The 18,716-nt window shown below is 73.4% G+C and carries 14 protein-coding genes and 3 tRNA genes; 7 read left to right on the plus strand and 10 right to left on the minus strand.

The annotated features are described in order from the left end of the window. Positions 1-16 precede the first annotated feature (16 nt). Positions 17-1,489, plus strand: coding sequence for an MFS transporter (locus IE308_RS23545; protein ID WP_190219465.1), 1,473 nt, complete (start codon positions 17-19; stop codon positions 1,487-1,489). 68 nt (positions 1,490-1,557) lie between these two features. Here IE308_RS23545 and IE308_RS23550 read toward each other — a convergent pair whose 3' ends face one another. The 4 genes from IE308_RS23550 to IE308_RS23565 form a co-directional block, all read right to left on the minus strand. Then, positions 1,558-1,875: a hypothetical protein gene (locus tag IE308_RS23550; RefSeq protein ID WP_110629114.1), complete on the minus strand. Its 318-nt coding sequence runs from the start codon at positions 1,873-1,875 to the stop codon at positions 1,558-1,560. 107 nt (positions 1,876-1,982) lie between these two features. Then, a complete protein-coding gene (locus IE308_RS23555) occupies positions 1,983-2,315 on the minus strand; it encodes a hypothetical protein (RefSeq protein ID WP_229909017.1) in 333 nt (110 codons plus the stop codon). A 121-nt stretch (positions 2,316-2,436) separates the two neighbouring features. Continuing rightward, positions 2,437-2,509, minus strand: a tRNA-Arg gene (locus tag IE308_RS23560). A gap of 216 nt (positions 2,510-2,725) precedes the next feature. Continuing rightward, positions 2,726-2,816 (minus strand) — tRNA-Ser (locus IE308_RS23565). 172 nt (positions 2,817-2,988) lie between these two features. Here IE308_RS23565 and IE308_RS23570 point away from each other — a divergent pair. Both IE308_RS23570 and IE308_RS23575 read left to right on the plus strand, forming a co-directional pair. Further along, on the plus strand, positions 2,989-3,540 hold the full coding sequence (locus tag IE308_RS23570) for an SSI family serine proteinase inhibitor (RefSeq protein ID WP_190219466.1): 552 nt from the start codon (positions 2,989-2,991) through the stop codon (positions 3,538-3,540). A 324-nt stretch (positions 3,541-3,864) separates the two neighbouring features. Next, the gene (locus IE308_RS23575) at positions 3,865-8,496 is read left to right on the plus strand and encodes a PAS domain-containing protein (protein WP_190219467.1); all 4,632 of its coding nucleotides are present in this window, start codon (positions 3,865-3,867) and stop codon (positions 8,494-8,496) included. A 15-nt stretch (positions 8,497-8,511) separates the two neighbouring features. Here IE308_RS23575 and IE308_RS23580 read toward each other — a convergent pair whose 3' ends face one another. Then, positions 8,512-9,090 (minus strand): TetR/AcrR family transcriptional regulator, encoded by a 579-nt coding sequence (locus IE308_RS23580; protein WP_190219468.1) that lies wholly within the window; start codon positions 9,088-9,090, stop codon positions 8,512-8,514. A gap of 174 nt (positions 9,091-9,264) precedes the next feature. On the opposite strand from IE308_RS23580, the gene IE308_RS23585 reads away from it, so the two are divergent. Then, positions 9,265-10,437, plus strand: a complete 1,173-nt coding sequence (locus IE308_RS23585; protein ID WP_229909121.1) for an MFS transporter — start codon at positions 9,265-9,267, stop codon at positions 10,435-10,437. Between the two features lie 127 nt (positions 10,438-10,564). Then, positions 10,565-11,455: a prohibitin family protein gene (locus tag IE308_RS23590; RefSeq protein ID WP_190219469.1), complete on the plus strand. Its 891-nt coding sequence runs from the start codon at positions 10,565-10,567 to the stop codon at positions 11,453-11,455. A gap of 163 nt (positions 11,456-11,618) precedes the next feature. Here IE308_RS23590 and IE308_RS23595 read toward each other — a convergent pair whose 3' ends face one another. The 3 genes from IE308_RS23595 to IE308_RS23605 all read right to left on the minus strand — a co-directional run bounded on the left by IE308_RS23595 (position 11,619) and on the right by IE308_RS23605 (position 14,581). Beyond that, on the minus strand, positions 11,619-13,286 hold the full coding sequence (locus IE308_RS23595) for a long-chain fatty acid--CoA ligase (protein ID WP_190219470.1): 1,668 nt from the start codon (positions 13,284-13,286) through the stop codon (positions 11,619-11,621). 114 nt (positions 13,287-13,400) lie between these two features. Next, entirely contained in the window at positions 13,401-13,958 is a 558-nt protein-coding gene (locus tag IE308_RS23600) for a SigE family RNA polymerase sigma factor (RefSeq protein ID WP_110629121.1), read from the minus strand. A gap of 296 nt (positions 13,959-14,254) precedes the next feature. Further along, positions 14,255-14,581: a hypothetical protein gene (locus tag IE308_RS23605; protein ID WP_190219471.1), complete on the minus strand. Its 327-nt coding sequence runs from the start codon at positions 14,579-14,581 to the stop codon at positions 14,255-14,257. A gap of 376 nt (positions 14,582-14,957) precedes the next feature. Between IE308_RS23605 and IE308_RS23610 the strand changes: the two genes are divergently transcribed. Both IE308_RS23610 and IE308_RS23615 read left to right on the plus strand, forming a co-directional pair. Continuing rightward, positions 14,958-15,824, plus strand: a complete 867-nt coding sequence (locus tag IE308_RS23610; protein WP_190219472.1) for a bifunctional DNA primase/polymerase — start codon at positions 14,958-14,960, stop codon at positions 15,822-15,824. Positions 15,825-15,928: 104 nt separating this feature from the next. Next, a complete protein-coding gene (locus tag IE308_RS23615; protein ID WP_190219473.1) occupies positions 15,929-16,873 on the plus strand; it encodes a PD40 domain-containing protein in 945 nt (314 codons plus the stop codon). A gap of 72 nt (positions 16,874-16,945) precedes the next feature. Here IE308_RS23615 and IE308_RS23620 read toward each other — a convergent pair. Beyond that, a tRNA-Ser gene (locus tag IE308_RS23620) sits at positions 16,946-17,030 on the minus strand. A 43-nt stretch (positions 17,031-17,073) separates the two neighbouring features. Beyond that, the gene (locus tag IE308_RS23625; RefSeq protein WP_190219474.1) at positions 17,074-18,552 is read right to left on the minus strand and encodes a S1C family serine protease; all 1,479 of its coding nucleotides are present in this window, start codon (positions 18,550-18,552) and stop codon (positions 17,074-17,076) included. Between the last annotated feature and the right edge of the window lie 164 nt (positions 18,553-18,716).

Genomic DNA, 18,716 nt, shown 5'->3' on the forward strand with positions numbered 1-18,716 from the left:
ACAGGGGGACGACCGCATGTCTGCGACGACGCACGGACAGAGCACCAGGACCACGGATACCGACAGATCACGGAACGCCGAGGCGAACGCCCGTGATCACCGCGACCACCGCACCCTCGCCCTCGCGGTCATAGCCACGGGGATGCTCATGATCATCCTGGACGGCAGCATCGTGACCGTCGCGATGCCCGCCATCCAGCAGGACCTCGGCTTCACCCCGGTCGGCCTGAGCTGGGTCGTCAACGCCTACCTGATCGCGTTCGGCAGCCTGCTCCTGCTGGCCGGCCGCCTGGGCGACCTGCTGGGCCGCAAGCGCATGTTCCTCGCGGGCACCGCGGTCTTCACGGCCGCGTCCCTGCTCGCCGGGGCGGCGACCTCACCCGCCGTCCTGATCGGCGCCCGTTTCCTCCAGGGCGTGGGCAGCGCCATGGCCTCGGCGGTCGGGCTCGGCATCCTCGTGACGCTCTTCCCGCAGCCGCGCGAACGGTCCCGGGCGATCGCCGTGTTCAGCTTCACCGGCGCCGCCGGGGCGTCGATCGGCCAGGTCCTGGGCGGGGTGCTCACCGATGCGCTGAACTGGCACTGGATCTTCTTCATCAACCTGCCCATCGGCGCGGCGGCCCTGGCGATCGGCGCGGCCGTCCTGCCGGGCGATCGCGGACTGGGTCTGCGGGCGGGCGCCGACGTCCTGGGCGCGCTGCTGGTGACGGCGGGCCTCATGCTCGGCATCTACACCGTCGTACAGGTCGAACACACCGGCTGGACCAGCCCCCGCACCCTCACCCTCGGCGCCGTGGCCCTGCTCCTGCTCGCCGCGTTCGTCGTCCGCCAAGCCAGGGCGCGCACCCCCCTGATGCCCCTCCGCCTGCTGCGCTCCCGCAACGTCGTCGGCGCGAACCTGGTGCAGATGCTGATGGTGGCGGCGCTGTTCTCCTTCCAGATCCTGGTCGCGCTGCACCTCCAGAAGGTCCTCGGCTACGGCGCGGCCAAGACGGGTCTGGCGATGCTCCCGGCGGCGGTCGTGATCGGCGCGGTATCCCTGGGCGTATCGGCCCGCCTGAACGCCCGCTTCGGAGAACGGCGCGTCCTGCTCGCGGGCCTGCTGCTCCTCTCGGCCCTGCTGGCCCTGCTGACCCGCCTCCCCGCGAACGCGCACTACCTCACGGACCTGTTCCCGGTCTTCCTGCTCGCCGCCGGCTTCGGCCTGGCCCTGCCCGCACTGACCTCGCTGGGCATGTCCTCGGCGAGCGAGGACGACGCGGGCCTGGCGTCGGGCCTGTTCAACACGACACAGCAGATCGGCATGGCGGCGGGCGTGGCGGTCCTCTCCACCCTGGCGGCCGCCCGCACCGACCACCGCCTGACCGAGGGCCACTCCCTCCCCACGGCCCTCACATCCGGCTACCACCTGGCTTTCGCCACCGGCACGGCTCTCCTCCTCGCCGCGTTCACCGCGACCTGGACGATCCTGCGCACCGGGGGTCGCTAGGCAGCCCACCTGGCTCCGGAAGTGACCGACCACTGGGAGGGGTTGTTCGAGCTACCCCTCCCGGATGGTCATTCCGCCGCTTCGGCCCCGCCCTCCGCGAACGCGACGCGGCACCGCTCCACCTGGTCGGCCACCTGCTCCATGAACCAGCGCATGATCTCGTAGGGCACGACGCGCTCCTCGGAGCCGCAGACGCGGACGGTCGGCTCCAGCCCCGGATCCTCATCCGGGACGAGCGCTGCCAGCAGAGCCGCACCGGGCAAGTAGTCCATGCCCGCCCCAGGCACAGCCTCGCTCAACTCCACGGCCCACGCATCGTCGGGCAAGGCGTAGTGGAACAGGACGGCATAGTGACGCCCCGCGTGCTCCCGCAGCTCCCATGGCATAACGGCAGGCTGCCACACCGTCCGCACGGGAGTCGTCCGGGTGCCCCACTCCCACCCGGCCACCCGGCCACCCGGCCACAGCTCGCCCTCGCCTCGCGGGACATCTCTCAGAACGTGATCCAGTCGGCCCACCCGAAGGTGAACCTGTACGCGGCCCGCGCCGCGCCCCACCCCCGCCTGCCCGCCAGAAAAGCCCCAGCCAGAGCGACGACGAACAGCGCGGCGAAGGCTCCGGCGATGATCACCCCGGACTTGGGCGACCAGACCACCCCCACAAGCACACTCGCCAAGGCCACAAGTGCCAGGCCCATGTGCGCGATGGGCAGTTCCGCCCGGAACACCTCCCGTGCCGCGGCACGTGACGCCCGCAGATCCGCGTGGTAGCGGTCTCTCGCCGCATCAGGATCGGCGTGCGGCCCTTCCGGCCATTGCTGGATCACCGGCACCCACCTCCGGCACCACGGATCGCCATCACGAGTCCATGCTGACTGCTACACGGCACTGGCGGAACGCCCCTGCAACGCAAGAGGCCCCGGATCTCTCCGGGGCCTCTGCTCTGTGTGCACTCGGCAGGATTCGAACCTGCAACCTTCTGATCCGTAGTCAGATGCTCTATCCGTTAAGCTACGAGTGCTTGTTTTCTGTTTTTCTGCCTTCGCTCCCGGCCCTTCCGGCCCGCTCGCGGCGACAGGAAGAACATTACATGACTGCCGTCGACATGTGAAATCCGATTCCGCCAGGCCGTCTGACCTGCGAAAACACCGATTCGAGGGGTGGGGGCGGAGGGAGCGGGCGGAGAGGGGAACGACGAAGCCCCGGTCCTGGGGACCGGGGCTTCGGGGATCTCGCGCGGAGGCGGAGGGATTTGAACCCTCGATGGGCTTTAAGGCCCAAACCGCATTAGCAGTGCGGCGCCATAGACCGGACTAGGCGACGCCTCCAGCACAGCCGCTCGCGCGAGCGCGAGTGGTGCGTGCAGATGATGACACAGTCGAGCGTCGTGCCACCAATCGGCTCCCACGGTACTAGGCAGGCAGCCCTCAGGGCAAAGCCCTTCGCTGGTGGGCGGGGGGCGTGGCGCAACGTCCGGGGGCGGGGAGCGTTAGGCAGGGCATGCCTCATATCCGCAGCAATGCCCCGCGCCGTCCTGCCCGCGCCCCGCGGCCGGTACGCCGGCTGATCCTCGGCACCGCCGCCTCCCTCGTCTCCGCAGCCTCGCTCGTCACGCACCCGGCCCTCGCCGCCGCTTCCACCGCGTCCCCCTCCGCCGCTCCCCTCGCGCCGCCGCCCGTGCGCGACGAGGACCGGGCCGCCGGCGATCACCTGGTCGTGCGGGTCGAGCACGCGGGGGAAGGGAGGGACGGGGTGTATGAGGTGTACTGCAACCCCATGGGCGGCAGTCACCCCGACCTCGCCGGAGCCTGCCGGGCCGTGGAGCGGAACACCCGGTGGGGCAGCGAGCCCTTCGCGCCCGTGGCCGACGGCAGCGTCTGCACCATGCAGTACGGCGGTCCCGCCACCGCCCACGTCACCGGGACCTGGGCCGGGCGGCCCGTCGACGCGGCGTTCGAGCGGGGCAACGGGTGCGAGATCGGCCGCTGGGACCGGTTCGTGCCGCTGCTGCCCGACCTGGACGGCGCCGCCCCCGGCGCACAGACGGCGTGAACCTGCCGTAACGGCCACGCGCCTGCCCCGTACCGGCGGCCACGCACCTGCGACGCATCCGTCCCGCACCTTCCGCGCACCTGCCGCTTCCGGCCGCGAGGGCGCCCGCACCGGCGGCATGGGAGTCCGCACCGGCGGCGTGGGCGCCCGTATCGCCGTAGATACGGTCACACGTTCTACGTCACTTCCTCGTGCGACCTCCCTCGCATCCACCGCCCCGGGCACAACCGCTGCGCTTAGACTCCCTCGCGTGACACGTCGCGGGCCGGTTGGCAAGATGGCCCGAGCGGTCGGCAAAGTGCGGTAACAGGGAGGAAGCGTCTCGTGAGCAGCAGGCCACCCCGAGGCGCTGCTCGCCTCGCAGCCATACTCGACGCGCTCCCCGACGCGTTGGTGCTGGTCAACGCCAACGGGACCGTCGTCAACGCCAACGCCATCGCCCTGGAGGCCTTCGAGGCGCCGGGCACCGCGCTCGTCGGGCGCGGGCTGCTGGACCTGTTGCCGCAGTTCGACTCCAAGCTGATCCCGGGTTCTATGCGGCGCCCCGACCACATCGACCCCCGCGCCCGCACCAAGCCGACCCGCATGATCGCGCGGCGCACCGACGGCACCGAGTTCCCCGTCGAGGTCACCAGCGCCAACCTGGAGAACAGCCAGCAGACCTACGACTCCTACGGCTACAGCGGCGACGAGCTGCTGATGCTCGTCGTCCGCGACCTGTCCGGCACCATCGACACCGAGGCCGAACTGGCCCGCTCGCAGCGGCAGACCGAGATGATCCTGCGGGCCGCCTCCGAGGGCGTCGTCGGCACGGACACCGACGGCCGGATCGTCCTCGTCAACCCGGCCGCCGCGCAGATACTGGGCTACCGGGCCAGCGACCTCGGCGGCAAGGAGCTGCACACCCTCGTCCTGCACTCGCGGGCCGACGGCTCGCCGTTCCCGTACGACGATTCCGCGCTCGCCGACACCCTGCGCTCCGGGCGCAAGCACCGGGTGCGCGGGCAGGTGCTGTGGTCCAAGAGCGGCGACAAGGTGCCCGTCGACCTGACCACCGCGCCCGTGCGCGACGGTGACCAGCTCGTCGGCGCGGTCATGACCTTCCTCGACCGGCGGCCGTACGACGCGGTCGTCGAGGAGAAGGAGGCCGCGGAGAAGCGGCACGCCGAGGAGCTGGAGCGGCTCTCCGAGGAACACGCCTCCGACCTCACCGCCCTGCGTCAGCAGCACGTCACCGAGCTGGAGGAGCTGCACGAGAAGCACGCGGAGGAGATCGCCGCGGCCGACGAGCGCTACGCCGCGCTCGGCGAGCGCGAGAAGGACCGCTACGAGGCGCTGGCCGCCCGGCACGAGCAGCTGCTGACCCTGCTCGGCACCTCCCTGCGCGGCCCCCTCGACGAGCTGCGCCGCGAACTGTCCGCGCTCGCCGCGGACGACGCCGGGCAGCTGTGGCCCGAGGCCAACCAGGTCCTGCACCACCTGTCGGCCGGCTACTCGCGCATCACCACCCTCATCGACAACGTCCTCGCCTACCAGCGGCTCGACGCCGACGGGCAGGCGGTCTCCCGGGCCAGGGTGATGCTGGACGCCGTCGTCGCCGCCGGCGTCGACGGGGCCGTGGAGCTGATCGGTCCCGGGCGGGTGCAGTTCGCGGTGCACGCGCCGCCCATCGAGGCCGAGGTCGACCCGCAGCGTCTCGCCGTCGCCCTCGCGCACCTCGTCGCGGACGTCGCCGGCGTCGACGCGACCGGCAACGCGCCCGTCTCCGCGGGCGGTTACATGGACAACACCGTCGTCGTCGCGGCGGCGCAGCGCGGCGAGGTCGTCCGCATCGAGGTGCGCGGGCCGTACGCCGGCGGGGACCCGGTGCACCAGCCCATCGTCCGCGGGATCGTGCGGGCGCACGGAGGTGTGCTCCAGACGCACGAGGTGCCGGGGATGAGTGGCAGCGCGTACGTCCTGGAGGTGCCGATCGGCGGGGGCGCCGGGGCCGTCACGGCCGAGGCCGCCGCGGACGGCGCGGTCGCCGCCGGGACTCCCGTCGAGGCTCCGGCCCACGGCTCCGAGGGCGGCGAGGCCGGCGGACGGCGGCGGGCCAGGCGGGCATCCGTGGACGCCTTCCTCGACAGTGATGAGCAGGGTGGGACTGCCGGTACCGGTGATGCCGCCGGTTCCGGTGGTACGGCCGTCGAGGCCGCGCCTCCCACCGGTCGCCGTCGGCGGCGGGCCGCCGCCCCGGCCGCGGAGTTGCCGCCCGAGGCTCCTGAGGCGCCCGAGGCCCCTGAGGCGCCGGCCGGCACCGAGGTGGCCGTCTCCGGTGGTACGGGACGCAGGCGCCGCGCGATCGAGCCCGCCGCCCCCGCCGCCCCGGGGGCCCCGGCGGAGGGCGCCGTCGTCACCGCCGACGAGCACGCCGCGGGTGCCGCCGCGGTGGGTACGGGGCTGGGCGGGACCGTTCCGCCGCAGGGGGTGCCCGCGTCCGGCGGACGCCGCGCCCGGCGCGCCGACGGCCAGGCCGTGGACCCCGCCGGGCAGCAGCACGCGCTGCCGCCCGCACTGCCCGCGCCGGGCGCGGAGGGCGCGGAGGGCGCGCCGGCGTCCGAGCAGTCCCAGCCGACGGGGCGTCGCCGGCGTGCGCTGGCCGCCGCGGCGGAACGCGCCGCCGCGCAGGAGGCCGGACCGCGCACCGTCTTCGCCCTGCCGCCGGCCGACGCCGACCGGCCGGTGGGTGCGGGGGAGGCGACCGGGGCGGATGCCGTCGGGGTCGTCGGTGAGACGTCCGGTGCCGGTACGGCGACCGGCGCGGTGCCCGTGCCGGGGGCGCCGGGCGCGCCCGCCATGCCGGGTGCCGGTCCTGCCGCACCGGGCCCGAGTCCTGCCGTACCGGGAGCGCCGGGCATGCCAGGTGCCGGTCCTGCGGCACCGGGAGTGCCGGGCGCGCCCGCCATGCCAGGTGCCGGTCCTGCCGTACCGGGAGCGCCGGGCATGCCTGTCGCGCCGGGCGCGGGTCCCGCCGTACCGGCTCCCGGTCCCGCCGTACCGGCTCCCGGTCCCGCCGTGCCAGGTCCGGGTCCCGCCGTACCGCCTTCCGGGGCGCACGGTGACCCCGCCGCCGACCACGGCCGCCATGACGCCGTACCCCACGACCAGAGCGCGGACCACACCCCACCGCAGCCGCATCCCACCGCTGCGCCGACCGGGCGGCGGCGGCGTGCCGTGGCCGGTGGGCCGGGGGAGGTGCCGCAGGCCGGGGTGGTTCCGACGGTTCCGGCGCAGGGGGTGGCCGGGCAGCAGGCGGGTGCGTCGCTTCCGGGGCAGCAGGTCGTCATGGCGCCGGGGCAGCCGATCGCCCCCGTGCCGGGACAGCCTTCCGTACCCCTCGCCGCGCAGGTCCCGGCGCAGGCCGGTGCGCCCGCGCAGGTGCCGGGTCCGCAGCCGGTGCCCGCCCAGGGTCTGCCCGCGGCTCAGGCCGCGGCACCGCAGCCTCCCGCAGCTCAGGCCGCCGCACCGCAGCCGCCCGCAGCCCAGGTCGGGCCCCCGCCCGCCCCCGCCGAGCACCCCTCCGGGCACGTCCATGTGCCCCCGCAGGCGGGCGTACCCGGGCCGCTCCCGCAGAGTGGCGCGCCCGGTCCGCTCCCCCTCCCCGCCGAAGCGCCGGCGGCCCCGCCGCAGGGCACGTCCGCCCCGCTGCCGCCGACCAGCACCCCGAGCACGGGCACGCCTCTCCCCCCGGAGAACCCGATGCCCGCCGGGTCCCGCCCCGCGCACCCGCTGCCCACCGAGGCGGCCGGGGCCGCGGCGGACCCCGGTTCGACGCAGGGGCGGGCGATCAGCGTGCGGACGCTGGGGCAGGGCGTGCCGTTCACCCGGCAGGCCGCCCAGGTGCAGCAGCCCGGCCCGGCCGGGGCGACCCCGCCCCCGCAGACGCCGGGCGGCGGCGGACGGCGGCGCAAGCTGGGCACGCCCCCGGACCCGGCGGCCCGGCCGCACCCGTCCGCCGAGCAGACGCCGGCCGCCGCCCAGCCCTCCCCGCAGCAGCCACCGCAAGCCCAGCCCGCGCAGCCCTCCCTCCCCGGTCAGCTGCGGCTCGCTCCCGGGACCGAGGGGGCCGGACGGTCGTACGCCATAGGGGCTCCGGACGAGAACGCGGCCGAGGGGCCCGAGCCGCTCGACGGGCCCGGCGGTGCCGTGGAGGTCGCGGATACCCCGCGCCCGCAGCCGATGGACGACGAGCTGCCGCCGGAGCCGCTGGACAATCCGCGCCGGCTGCTGGTGTGGCCGGCGCCGGACGTGAGCACGCAGCAGGCGCTCAGCGACCGCGGCTACCGGCCGGTCATCGTGCACTCGCGCGAGGAGGTCGACGCGCAGATCGCGGCGTTCCCGGCGGCGCTCTTCGTGGACCCGCTGACCGGGCCGATCACGCGGACCGCGCTGCAGTCGCTGCGGCAGGCGGCGGTCGCGGCCGAGGTGCCGGTGATGGTGACGGCCGGGCTGGGGCAGGCGACGCGGGAGGCGGCGTACGGCGCCGATCCCGCCGTGCTGCTGAAGGCGCTGGCGCCGCGCGACAGCGAGCAGCATCCGCCGCGGGTGCTGCTCATCGAGGAGCACGCGGAGATCGCGCTGGCGCTGACGGCGACGCTGGAGCGGCGCGGGATGCAGGTGGCGCGGGCCGCGAGCGACGCGGACGCGGTGGCGCTGGCGGGGCAGTTCCGGCCGAACCTGGTCGTGATGGACCTGATGCAGGTGCACCGGCGGCGGGCCGGGATCGTGGACTGGCTGCGGGCGAACGGGCAGCTCAACCGCACCCCGCTGGTCGTCTACACGGCGGCCGTCGACCCGGCGGACCTGCCGCGGCTGGCCTCCGGCGAGACGGTGCTCTTCCTCGCCGAGCGGTCGACCAGCCCGGAGGTGCAGGCGCGGATCGTGGATCTGCTGGCCCGCATCGGCACGAACTGAGATACCGGACTGCGCCTACGTGGCGACCAGCCGGCGGGCCGCCTCCTTCACCGAGGCGCGCAGCCGGCTGCGGTCGGTGTCGTCCGGGCCGACCAGGATGCGGCTCATCTGCGGCACGACGGCCGTCCAGTTGGCCACCGCGATCAGCAGGAACAGCAGGTCGCCGGGGGCGAAGGCGTCGGTGATCACGCCGCGTTCCTGGGCGTCGCGGACGGCGGCGACCTTGCGGGCGTAGTGGTCCTGGCGGGCGGCCTCGTCGGGGAGGTCGGCGGTGCCGTACTCGATGCCCTCCCAGAAGAGCAGGCGCAGGAACTCGGGGTGGGCGGCGTGGTAGTCCATCAGGCGGTCGATCCAGCCCTCGATGTCGTCCGGGTCGACCGGGACGGAGGCGGCGAGGTCGACCAGGCTGCGGCCGAGGACCTGGGTGAACAGCTCCTGCTTGTTGCCGAAGTAGGCGTAGATCAGCTGCTTGTTGGCCTTGGCCTGGCCCGCGATGCGGTCGATGCGGGCGCCCGCGATGCCGTGGCGGGCGAACTCGGCGACCGCCGCCTCGAAGATCCGGGCCTTGGTGGCCTCGGGGTCTCTGACTGCCATGGGAGCAGCGTACCGCCGTAACCAACCAACTGTTTGGTTGACAGGGAATCGACGGGCGGCGCAGAGTGTTGGGCCTATCACCAACCAACCAGTTAGTTGCTAGAGCCGGCTCGAAGGAGTCCGTCACTCATGCCGTCCCCAGCCCCGTCCCGAGCCACGACCAGGACCCCGGCGATGACCGTCGCCGCGCCGCAGCGGGCGGACCGCCGGTCCACCCTCTTCCTCCTCCTCATCGCCGTCTGCACCGCCGTCACGGCCGCCAACATCTACCTCGCGGCGCCGCTCCTCCCGCTCATCGCCCGGGACAACGGCACGACCGCCTCGGCCGTCGCCTGGATCGCCTCGGTCGCGCAGCTCGGCTACGCCGTCGGCCTGCTCTTCTTCGCCCCGCTCGGCGACAGCGCGAACCGGCGCCGGCTGGTCGGCGGGCTGACCGTGGTCACCACGGTCGCGCTGGTCGCGGCGGCCGTCGCGCCGGGTACGGGGGCGCTGGCGGTGGCGGTGTTCGTGGCCGCCGCGGCGACCGTCATCCCTCAGCTGCTCGTGCCGCTGGTCGCCCAGCGCGCCCCGGCCGAGCGCCGGGCCCGGCATGTCGCCGCGGTCATCGCCGGCCTGTTCACCGGCATCGTCGCCGCCCGGGTGGTCGGCGGGCTGGCCGGGCAGGCGTTCGGCTGGCGCTGGGTCTTCGCGGGCTCGGCCGTCCTCACCCTCGTGCTGGGCCTGGCCACGGCCGTGGTCCTGCCCTCCGAGCACCGCCCGCGCACGGGCTCGCTGCTCTCCGGCATCGCCGCGCTGCCCGGCCTGATGCGCCGCTCGCCGGACCTGTGGCGGGCGTGCCTGCGCCAGGCGGGCATGTTCGGTGCGTGGAGCGCGCTGTGGACGTCGCTGGCGCTGCTGCTGACGGGTCCGGCGTACGGCCTGTCCACCGCGACGGCCGGCCTGTTCGGCCTGTTCGGCCTCGCGTCGAGCGCCGTCGCTCCGCTGGCCGGCGGTCTGGTGGACCGGTTCGGCGCGCAGAAGGTCGTACGGTCGGCGTATCTGCTGGCCGCGGTGTCCGTGCCGCTGTTCTGGCTGGGCGGGCACGTGATGGCGGCGCTGTGGGTGGCGGCGCTGGCGATCCACGCGGCGCTGGTCGCCTCCCACGTCGCCAACCAGACCCTCGCCCTGACGACCACCTCCACTCCGGCCGCCGCCAACACGGCGTACGTCGTCAGCGGCTTCGCGGGCGGCGCCCTCGCCTCCCTGCTCGCGGGGCCGGCCTTCGGCCACTTCGGCTGGGGCGGGGTGTGCGCGGTGGCGGGGCTGTGGCTGGTGATCGGATGGGGGGCGACCGCGGTACGACGGTGAGCCGAGACCGAACTGCCGCACGGACGCCGCCTGTCGGCTACCTGGCCGGAACCGGCCGCCCATAACATGCGCTGCGCGCGCCGCCCGGGGAGGCGGCGCGCGGTCCGTTCATGAGGGGGGTTCTTCCGTGTTCGTCCTGTCCGTGCTGCTGCTCATAACGGCGGTTGTGCTGTTCGTCGCGGGCCGTGGCCGCACCCCGGCCAGAAACTGGCGGCTGTGGGCCTGGGTCAGCGCCGCCGGGGGGCTGCTGGCGGGGCTGTACGCCTGCGTGTACGTGGTGAGCGCGTACGAGGTCGGCGTGCCGGTCACGTTCGGGAAAATCGGTTCACCACTGCCGTCGGGGGTCCACTTCAAGTCACCGTTCACCGACGTCACGTCCTTCTCGACGCGCCCGGTCGACCTGAACCTGAACGACAAGGAGACGGTCGAGGTCCGCTCCTCGCAGGGCGGGGTGCTGTACGCGGACGTCACCATCAAGTGGGCCGTGGTGCCGGCGAAGGCGGTCGCGCTCTACCGGCTGGCGGGCAGCCAGGACGCGATCGAGCAGCGGCTGGTGCTGCCGGACAGCCGCGAGATCGTCCGCAACGTCTTCGCGCGCCACACCAGCGAGGAGGGCTATGCCTCCGCGCGTGAGCGGATCGGCGCGGAGATCGAGAGCGCGGTCAAGGAGCGGCTGGCGTCGCGGGGGATCGACGTCACGGCCGTGAACCTGCGCAATGTGAAGCCGTCGGAGAAGCTCCAGGAGCAGATCGACAAGAAGATCCAGCAGGAGCAGGCCACCGAGCGGGCCGTGGAGGCGTCCCGCACGGCCAAGGCGGAGGCGGAACGCAAGCGCATCGAGGCGGAGGGCACGGCCCGCGCCAACGAGATCGTCGCCAGGTCCCTCACCGACAAGGTCCTCTACAACCAGTGCCTGGAGGCCTACCGCGAGGCCGCCAGATCCCACCCGGTGTACGCGGTGCCGTGCGGGACGGGGGCCGGGGGGACGCCGGTGATCGTGGACGGCACGAAGAACTGAGGCGGGGTCGGAGCGAAGGTTGCAGGCGGGGGACGCTCGCCTGGGCCTTTGCGCGGCCCGGGTGAGGGCTTCGCTCCGATCACCGCGCTGCGCTCCGGCTCACCTCCGCAGGGCGAACGGCCCCCGGCAGTCGCCAGGGGCCGTGCCGCCGTGGACGCGGGCGTCAGAGCTGTGTGACGTCCAGCGTGCCCTCCGCGTACTTCCTGCGCAGCACCTTCTTGTCGAACTTGCCCACCGACGTCTTCGGCACCGCCTCGATCACCGTCCAGCGCTCCGGCAGCTGCCACTTGGCGATGTGGGCCTCGTCGGCGAGGAAGGCGCGCAGGGCGGTGAAGTCGGTGGTCGCGCCCTCCTTCAGCACGACGGTCGCCAGCGGGCGTTCGCCCCACTTGTCGTCCGGGACCGCGACGACCGCCGCCTCGGCCACGTCCGGGTGGGACATGAGCGCGTTCTCCAGCTCGACCGAGGAGATCCACTCGCCACCGGACTTGATGACGTCCTTGGCGCGGTCGGTGAGGGTGAGGAAGCCGTCGGGGGAGATGGTGCCGACGTCGCCCGTCTTCAGCCAGCCGTCCTCGCTGAACTTGTCGGCGGGGCGCAGCGGTTCGCCGTCGGGGCCGTTGTAGTACGCGCCCGCGATCCACGGCCCGCGCACCTCCAGCTCGCCCGCCGACTCGCCGTCCCAGGGGAGGCGTTCGCCGCCGGGGCCGGTCAGCCGGGCCTCGACGCCGGCGGGGAAGCGGCCCTGGGTGAGGCGGTAGGCGAACTCCTCGTCGGTGCCGACCACATGGGCCGGCGGGCGGGCCACCGTGCCGAGCGGCGAGGTCTCCGTCATGCCCCAGGCGTGGCAGACCCGCATGCCGAGCTTGTCGAACGCCTCCATCAGCGACGGCGGACAGGCCGAGCCGCCGATGGTGACCTGGGTCAGGGAGGAGACGTCGCGGGGGCGGGCGGTCAGCTCGCCGAGCAGGCCCTGCCAGATGGTGGGGACGGCCGCGGCGTGCGTGGGCCGCTCCTTCTCGATCATCTCGGCGAGCGGCGCGGGCTGCAGGAAGCGGTCCGGCATCAGCAGGTTCACGCCGGTCATGAAGGTCGCGTGCGGCAGGCCCCAGGCGTTGACGTGGAACTGCGGTACGACGACCAGCGAGGTGTCCTGGTCGGTCAGGCCCATCGACTGGGCCATGTTGACCTGCATGGAGTGCAGGTAGATCGAGCGGTGGCTGTAGACCACGCCCTTGGGGTCGCCGGTCGTGCCGGAGGTGTAGCACATGGCCGCCGCCTGCCGCTCGTCCAGCTCGGGCCAGTCGTACGCGTCGGGCTTCCCGGCGAGCAGGTCCTCGTACTCGTGCACCTGTACGGTCGCGTCCGCCAGCAGCGCGCGGTCGCCGGGGCCGGTGACGACGACGTGCTCGACCGTCTTCAGGTGCGGCAGCAGCGGGGCGAGCAGCGGCAGCAGCGAGCCGTTGACGATCACGACCCGGTCCGCGGCGTGGTCGACGATCCACGCGAGCTGCTCGGCGGGCAGGCGCAGGTTGAGGGTGTGCAGGACCGCGCCCATGGAGGGGATCGCGAAGTACGCCTCGACGTGCTCGGCGTTGTTCCACATGAGGGTGGCGACGCGGTCGTCATCGCGGACGCCCAGGTCCTCGCGCAGGGCGTGGGCCAGGCGGGCGGCGCGGGCGCCGATCTCGGCGTAGGAGCGGCGGTGCGGCTCGGCCTCGCCCGTCCAGGTGATGACCTGCGAGGTGCCGTGGATGCGTGACCCGTGGGTCAGGATCCTCGAGATCAGCAGCGGTACGTCCTGCATGGTGCTCTGCACGGCGTCCTCCATGGCGACATTGCCTACGCGGCGGTAGCGGGTTGCGCTGATTCTGCGCACATACCGCGCGGTATGTCACTAGGGAGCGATGATCGATCACCGCACATCAAGGGGCACGAAGGCCCACTACCGAACAAGCCCCAGCTCAGGGTCGTCTCTCAGCTTGCCCAGCGCGCGCGACACCGCCGACTTCACCGTGCCGATCGACACGCCGAGCACCTCCGCCGTCTGGGCCTCGCTGAGATCCTCGTAGTAGCGGAGCACGACCATCGCCCGCTGCCGGGCCGGCAGTTTCATGATCGCCCGCCACATCGCGTCGTGCAGCGCCTGTCGCTCGGCGGGGTCGCCCTCGCCCGGCACCGGCTCCGGCTCGGGCAGCTCGTCGGTGGCGAACTCGTCGACCTTGCGCTTGCGCCACTGCGAGGTGCGGGTGTTCACCAGCGCGCGGCGCACATAGCCGTCGAGGGCCCGGTGGTCCTCGATCCGCTCCCAGGCGACGTACGTCTTGGTGAGCGCGGTCTGGAGCAGGTCCTCCGCGTCGCTGGCGTTCGCCGTGAGCGTGCGGGCGGTCCGCAGCAGCACCGGCCGGCGGGCCCGGACGTACGACGAGAAGGACGGGTAGGGGCCGTTCCGCGTCGCCGGGGCAGCGGCCGTCGAAGCGCTGGTGCAGACGGGTGTGGTCATGGCTCCACGCTAGGAGCGGGGGGCCGGGCCGGGGATCGGCCGCAGGTGCCGAAGCGGCGTCCGCCTCAGGTTGTAGGGGTGGGGCTGGCTGCACCTCCTGTAGGTGGAGGAGGAGCCGGGGCGTACTGCGGGTTTACCCCTGGGGGTGTACCGGGCGGGGCGCCGGACGGGTACCCACGACGGCTGAAGCCACCGCACACGCCCGCGCGGCGGCGCCGAAGCACCGCCGCGCGGACTGTGATTCCCTTGTCACCCCACAGAGCGCACCTCGCGGAGTAGGTTCCCCTCCTTTCGCCTCACCACCACAGCGGCGAGAAGCTGACCGCCACGTTCTCGTTGCCCTGGTTGACGGCCGTGAAGGCCGAGCCGTTGACCTGCGCGGTATTGCTCTGGTTCGAGGCTCCCGAGCCGACCGCCTGCTGTTGTGTGGTCGACGAGTTGCCGTTGTTGGCTCCGCCGACGCCGCTGCCGACGATGCCCTGGGCCGCGTTGGTGACGGTCGCGCTCGATCCGTTGTCCGCGAACGCGCCGTTGTCCGCCGTGGCGACACCGGAGAAGAGCGCGGCGGCCAGCGGGAGGGCGGAGACGGTGGCGAGAACGCGGGCGGTACGGATGCTTGCCATGGTGTGTTCCTCCAGAACCAGTCACTCACCGGCTTGGTGAGCCGGCATCGTCAAGTACGGCTGTTTCCGAGGCAGTTGGCCGACCGCCTCGGTTCCTCGGTGCTGTGCACGACGTCGCGAGACCAGAGTTGCCCACCGAATCCCCGGCGAACCACCCCGGAAGCCGCAATTCGCCCTCAAGCGTGAGGACAAGTCGATAAACCCCTTTGCGCGGCATTGCGCCACCGGAACCCCCGACTCAGGACAGGTGGGCCGGATCGGCCCAAGGGCCGCAAGGGGTGAACCGTTCCGGCACATTTCCGGCCAATGTCCCCGCCCCGGCGTGCCGCGCCCGCCACCTCTTCCCTTCTTCGAACAGGCGTACGAAAATATCTCCATGGCCACCACCGACCGGCAGGCCAGGACGCTGGCCCTCGCCCACGCGCTGTCAGCCGCCGAGCGCGGCCTGGCCGTCATCCCCCTGTCCCGGACGAAGCTCCCGGCCCTGCGCTCCCCGCACCGCGACGACCCCGACGCCCCGCTCTGCCACGGCGAGTGCGGCCGCTTCGGACACGGCGTGTACGACGCCTCCACCGACCCCGCGCGGATCAGGGAACTGTTCGCCGCCGCGCCCTGGGCCACCGGCTACGGCATCGCCTGCGGCCTGCCCCCGCCCCATCTGATCGGCGTCGACCTGGACACCAAGTCCGGCACGGACTCCTCGGCGGCCCTGCGCGAGCTGGCGCTGCGCCATCTGTTCACCATCCCGCCCACGGTCGTCGTCCTCACCCCCTCCGGCGGCCGGCACCTGTGGCTGACCGGCCCGGCGGACACGGCCGTCCCCAATTCCGCCGGTCGCCTCGCTCCCGGCATCGACATCCGGGGCGCCGGCGGCTACCTCGTCGGCCCCGGCTCCCGCACCGCCCACGGCGTGTACACCACCGCTCCGGGTACGGCCCACCTCGCCCCGGCGCCCTGCCCGCCGTCCCTGCTCCGGCTGCTGCTGCCCCCGCCGCGCGCGGAGCACCCCGCCCGCCCGTCCACGGCGGTACACGGCCAGGGTCTCGTCCAGTTCGTCCTCGGCGCGCACGAGGGGCAGCGCAACACCCGCCTGTTCTGGGCCGCTTGCCGCGCCTACGAGAACGGCATCGGCCCCGCCCTGCTGGCCCCGCTGATCGACGCGGCCGTCGACACGGGCCTGACGGAACGCGAGGCGAGGGCGACGATCGCCTCGGCGGCCCGCCTGACGGGCCACCGTCCGTGAGCCGGGCGGGGGCGGCGTTCACGCCGGTGTGACGTTTCTTGATCTTCCCGCGCTCCTGCACCGGGGCCGGAACCGCCGGCCCCGCGCACCCCGGGAGGACCCAAGTGCTTCTGAAACGTGCCGTGTTGACGGCCGGGATCGTCATGGCGACCGCCCTGCCGGCGGCCGGGACCGCCATGGCCGGACCGACGGCCACGGCCGGCCACATCACCGCCACCGACTCCTCCACCGGCGCCCCCGCGCTGGTCGCCCTCGACCCGGCGGACGGCACCGTCGTCGCGACCCTCGCGCAGAACGCCGAGGACGGCGTGCTGTCCCCGAAGGGCTCCTCGGTGGCGTACGTCCAGCGCGCCACCACCTGCGTCCCGCAGACCGAGGGCTGCGTGTACCCCCGGGACCTGGTCCTCGCCAAGGCCGACGGCAGCGACCGGCACGTCCTGGTCCAGGGCATCGCCCCCGAGACCGGCGAGGCCCCCTACGTCGGCCACCCCGACTGGTCCCCCGACGGCAAGCGGCTCGTCTACGACAGCCCGCGCGGCCTGGAGTGGATCAACACCGACGGCACGGGCCAGGAGGTCCTCACCCCGGCGGCCGGCCCGGGCACCTTCTCCCCCGACGGCAAGAGCATCGCCTTCGTCCGCACGACCTCGTACGAGACGGCGGACGGCGGCTGGGAGCAGTCCCGGGACGTCTGGACCCTGGACACCACCACCCGCGCCCTCCGCCAGATCACCACGACCCACGACGCAGTACAGGCCCCGGTCGACTGGTCCCCCGACGGCACCCGCATCGCCTACGCCACCACGAACGGCCTGAGCGTCGCGGACGTCCCCTCCGGCACGACCACCCCCCTCCAGCCCACCTGGACCACCCCGCTGACGGGCGTCCGGTCCCCGGTCTTCTCCCCCGACGGCACCCGCATCGCCTTCTCGGCCACGGACACCTTCACGTACACGACGAACACGTACACCACCGCCGCCACCCCCACCGGAACCCCCCAACTCCTGCGCTCCCCGTCGGCAACCCCGACGGACTGGCTGAACAGGTAGCCGCCGCCCCCGGACACACGAACGGCCCCCGACCAGACTGCTGGTCGGGGGCCGTTCCCACTGCCGATCACGCGGTGGGTGTGGGATTTGAACCCACGGTGACTCGCGCCACGACGGTTTTCAAGACCGTTCCCTTAGGCCGCTCGGGCAACCCACCTCGCCCCGCGCCCACCAGGGACGGAGCGGGTACAGCGTACCGGTCAGTTGTCGCCCGTGCGGGAGCCGAGGGTCAGTTCCACGGTGTGGGTCCTGCCCGCGCGTTCGTAGGTGATGGTGACCTTGTCGCCGGGCTTGTGGGTCCAGATCTCGCCGATCAGGGTCGGGCCCGAGTCGATGACGTGGTCGTCGAGCTTGGTGATGACGTCGCCGGGCTTCAGGCCGGCCTGGGCCGCGGGGCCGCCGGGCTCGACGGAGGCGGCGCCGCCCGCGCCCTGCTCGGTGATCTTCGCGCCGCCGGAGGACTCCTCCAGGGAGACCGACGCGCCGATCTTGGCGTAGACGGGCTTGCCGGTCTTGATCAGCTGCTGGGCGACGTACTTGGCCTGGTTGATCGGGATGGCGAAGCCCAGGCCGATCGAGCCGGACTGGCCGGAGCCGAGGCCGCCGCTGCCGGTGGACTGGATCGCCGAGTTGATGCCGATGACATTGCCCTGGGCGTCCAGCAGGGGGCCGCCGGAGTTGCCCGGGTTGATCGAGGCGTCGGTCTGCAGGGCGCTCATGTACGACGCCTGGCTGCCGGAGCCGTCGCTGGAGGCGACCGGGCGGTTCTTGGCGCTGATGATGCCCGTCGTCACCGTGTTCGACAGGCCGAAGGGTGCGCCGATCGCGATGGTGCTGTCGCCGACCGCGACCTTGTCGGAGTCGCCGAGGGTGAGCGGCTTGAGGTTCGACGGCGCGTTCTTGAGCTTGATGACCGCCACGTCGTACCCCTGCGCGTGGCCGACGACCTCGGCGTCGTACTTGCGGCCGTCCGGGAACGTCGCCGTCAGCTTGCCGCCGTCCACGGCGTCCGCCACCACGTGGTTGTTGGTGACGATGTGGCCCTGCTTGTCGAAGACGAACCCGGTGCCCGTGCCGCCCTCGCCGTTGGTGGACTCGGCCTCGATGGTGACCGTGCTCGGCAGGGCCTTCGCCGCGACGCCGGCGACCGTGCCGGGGTCGCGCTTGACGTCGCCGCCGCTGGTCGACGCGGAGACGGTCGTGGAGCCGCTGTCGTCGTTGCCCTTGGCGAGCTGGTAGCCGATGCCGCCGCCCAGGCCGCCCGCGACGAGCGCGGCCACCAGGACCGCCGCGACGAGTCCGCCGCGGCCGGGCTTCCTGGGCGCGGGCTGCGGCGCGTACGACGCTCCCCAGCCGGTGCCCGCGCCGGAGCCGCCGTCGCCGTACGCGGGCGTGCCGGGCGGCGGCGGGGGCGGCCAGGCCCCGTGCGGGGCGGGGGAGGGCGAGGGGGTGGTGGCGGTCGCGGGGGCCGGCTGGGCGTCCGGGCCCGGCGGCGTCCCGTAGGCCGGCTGGTGGGGCTGCTGCGACTGCTGGTCCGCGCCCGCCTGGGCGTGCGTCGCGTCGGACGGCTGCTCGGGTCCGGCGGTGGGCTGCTGCGAGGGCGTTGCTTGAGAGGCCACCGGCACGGGGGGTGCGGACGGGGCCTGGGGTACCGCGGTGCCCTCGTTCTCGGTGCTCACAGCTCTTCTCCTCGATCCACGGCTGTCGTTGTCGGTCGCACTCGGTCACGCTCGTTCACGCTTGTCGTCGACCCGGCGCGCTGCAGCTGTGCATGTGCTTTTGTATGCCGTCAGCTTTTCCCACGGGCCGTCAGAGCACCATAAGCGGTGCCTGTGGGTCCGCG

It is taken from the genome of Streptomyces griseosporeus (genome assembly GCF_014656055.1).
In the GTDB taxonomy this organism is placed as follows: domain Bacteria; phylum Actinomycetota; class Actinomycetes; order Streptomycetales; family Streptomycetaceae; genus Streptomyces; species Streptomyces griseosporeus.